This window comes from Micromonospora sp. CP22, from assembly GCF_009712475.1.
Lineage (GTDB): Bacteria > Actinomycetota > Actinomycetes > Mycobacteriales > Micromonosporaceae > Micromonospora.
Window position 1 is genome coordinate 1 of record NZ_VCJO01000012.1, and the last position, 3,405, is coordinate 3,405.

Sequence of the window (3,405 nt, forward strand, 5' to 3'; positions counted from 1 at the left end):
GGGCGGCTGCGTCCACTTCGCACGCCCCACCACCGCATCCTGCCAGGTCAGACCGCCAATGGCGGCTGCCGTACTAGAGTCCCGACAGACCTGGACGGCCGAGGCAGCGAGCAAGTCTCGACGCAACCGCTCGCCCCGATATCCGCTCACCGTGCAATTGAGATAACGGCCGCCGTAATAGATGATGTTTGTTCACAACCCGCAAGCGGGTTGGCCGATGCCTACTAGGCTCCGGCCCTCGGTACCGCTGTCAGCGCCTTCGATGATCAGAGGTGTATCAGGTGGCAGGTCGTCAGGTTGCCTGGGCTGCAGGGGTTGGGGTAGTGCTAGCCGCGGTCAACAGCGCAGTGATCAACGAGCTGCACGGCGGGTGGAAGTGGTGGGTCGCTTGTGGCGGCCTGACGGTGGCCGGAGCGGTACTGGCGGGGTGGCTAGCGCGGACAGCAGGCACGCAACAGCGGATTGGTCGCGGCGCCGTCGTCGCAGGCCGGGACATCGCTGGCCGGGTCCGCACTGATGGGTCCTCATTTGCCGGAATCCACGATTTATCACCCGCACCGGGGGTAAATCCAGGCGCGGTTGTCGCCGGGCAAGACATCACTGAAAAGGCGGACATCGACACTACGGGACATCAGCCCGGACGGGCGTCGGAATCGGGCCGGTAGTAATGAACCGATCATGGCAGCTAGCCCCGGGTGCAGTGGCTGCCGGGCGAGATATTACTGGCACGGTCAACACCGGGCCGACATACGTACAGGTCACGGCCGGGCGCTTCGATCAGGTTCATAACGCCGTCTTCGATCCAGCACCGCTGTTCGAACTCCTGGACCTCGCTCGATTTCAAGGCCGTAAGGAGTTGATTAGTCGTATTGACGAGCGGATCACTACGACCGACCGCGGATATGTAGTCGTCCGCGGTGAAGCCGGTGTCGGTAAGAGCGCGCTGGCGGCTCATCTGGTCTGGACCCGCCCATGCGCGTATCACTTTACTGGGCTGGACGGTGGCGCACGTAACCCAGTCGAGGCACGCAAGAGCCTGGCAGCCCAACTGATCGGCGCCTGGCGGTTGGCTCAGCGGTTCACCCCCGGAGACGTCTTTCCCGCTGCGGCGGAGCGCCCGGACTGGCTCGCCAAGGTCATTCGAGCAGCGATAGCGGCTCGCAACGAGCAGTATCCGCCTGCGGAACGCCGGCCGATCGTGCTGGTCGTTGACGGGCTAGACGAGGCCGAGCCAGACCCGCCGGGAATGGGTACCGGGATACCACTCGGACTGCCCACCCCGGACGCCCTACCAGCAGGGGCATACATCATCGCGACCAGCCGCTACGGAATTCCCCTGGTCGCGCTGCGCGATCCACTGCGAGTCGGCTGGTCACAGATCGATGTGCAAGGCGCCGACAACTTGGTCGACATGGCCGCATACCTGCAAAGTGCCACCAACGGCCCCGGCTCAGACCCAGCACTAACTCGGGCACTTCGCGATCACGGAGTCACGGCCGAGACATTCACCACGACGTTACTAAACCGCTGCCAAGGCGTGTGGATCTACCTTAGGTACGTACTCGATGAAATCCGCGCCGGGCTGCGCCCCCCAAATGACGTGGCCTGCCTACCAGACCGACTACGCGGGTATTACGAACAGCATGTCCAACGCTGGTCCGAGCATCCCGCGTGGGAACCCCTACACCTACCTGCTTTAGCTGTGCTCGCTGCGCTAAGGCGTCGCGTGACCATCGAAGAGCTCGCCTCCGCCTTGCAGCAGCCGGGCGTCGCTGGCGAACTGACGAAATGGCTAGACGGACCCGCGCGTGCCTTTCTCGACGTCACCACCAGCATGGGCTACGTCCGCCACTACCAAGTCCGGCACCAAAGTCTCCGAGACTTATTCAACGCTCCCGCCACCACTTACGACGACCGGGAGCCCCTCGATGCCGGGCTCAGCGAACGACTGCATGCCGCATGGACGACCGCGCATCGGGCAATCGCTAATTGGCTCATCCCGCTCCGCAGCAGCACTACTGGGCGGCGGGACTGGGCCAGCGTGGATCATTACACTCGTCTGCAGCTAGCCAGTCATGCCGCCGCTGGCAAAGTTCTCGACGACCTCGTGCTAGATCCAGGGTTTCTACTCTCCTTCCCGCCTGGACAGATCCTGTGGCATCGACACACTCTGACCCACCGCCAGCACATCACCGCCGCCGCCGCTCTTGAAAGCGCCGCCAACAGCGAGTGGTCCAACAGGACGGAATCTGAACGAGCCTGGTGGCTGCAAGTCTGGGCCCGAAAGACCGGTTCGACGCACCTTGCCGACACACTCACCTGCGACCATCCTGACTGGCCCTGGCACGTGCATAGCGCTGTCTGGTCTGGCACCACGGCCCGCATTCTCACCGGGCACACCGGGGCAGTCGTCACAGTAGCGGCCTTGCCTGGTCCAGATGGCCAATACCGCATCGTCTCTGGCAGCAGCGACCGGACGATACGGATATGGGATCCCGACAGCGGCAGCCTGTTAGCCGAGCTCACCGGCCACGGCGAAGGGCTGTCCGCAGTAGCGGTGTTGCCTGGTCTAGATGGCCAATACCGCATCGTCTCTGGCAGCAGCGACGGGACGGTGCGGGTGTGGGATGCCGATACCGGCACTCAGCTAGCCGTTTTCAGCGCCCACACTGACGAGGTGTCCTCGGTGGTGGTGCTGCCCAGCCCGGACGGACGACACCGCATCGTCTCCACCGGCGACGAAACAATACGCGTATGGGACGCCGATAACGCGATTGAGCTGACCAGACTCACCGGCCACACCAGCGAGGTAACCGCCCTGGCGGTCCTGCCTGGTCCGGACGGGCGACACCGCATCGTCTCCACTGGCGACGAGACGGTACGGGTATGGGACCCTGACAACGGCATCCCGTTGGCAGTGTTAACCGGCCACACCAGCTGGGTGTCCTCAGTGGCGGTGCTGCCCAGCCCGGACGGACGACACCGCATCGTCTCCACCGGCGATGGGACGGTACGGGTATGGGACCCCGACACGGGCACCCAACTAAGCGTGCTCGGGGGGCATACAGAAGGGTTGTCTGCGGTGACGGTCCTGCCCGCTCCGAACGGACGACACCGCATCGTCTCCACCGGCGACGAAACGGTTCGCGTATGGGACCCCGACGACGGCACCCAGATAGCCGAACTCACCGGCCATGCCGACGAGGTGATCGCCCTGGCAGTCCTACCTGGCCCAGAGGGTCAATACCGCATCATCTCCGGCAGCAGCGACCGGACCGTACGCGTATGGGACCCCGACAACGCCACCGAGCTAACCGAACTCACCGGCCACACCAACGAAGTAACCGCCCTGGCAGTCCTACCTGGCCCAGAGGGTCAATACCGCATCATCTCCGGCAGCAGCGA

The 3,405-nt window shown here is 64.2% G+C and carries 1 protein-coding gene; it reads left to right on the forward strand.

Annotated features, from left to right (window positions below; genetic code table 11):
- Nucleotides 1-700: 700 nt before the first annotated feature.
- A partial coding sequence (locus FF096_RS27330; RefSeq protein WP_196222582.1) for a WD40 repeat domain-containing protein occupies nucleotides 701-3,405 on the forward strand: 2,705 nt, incomplete at its 3' end.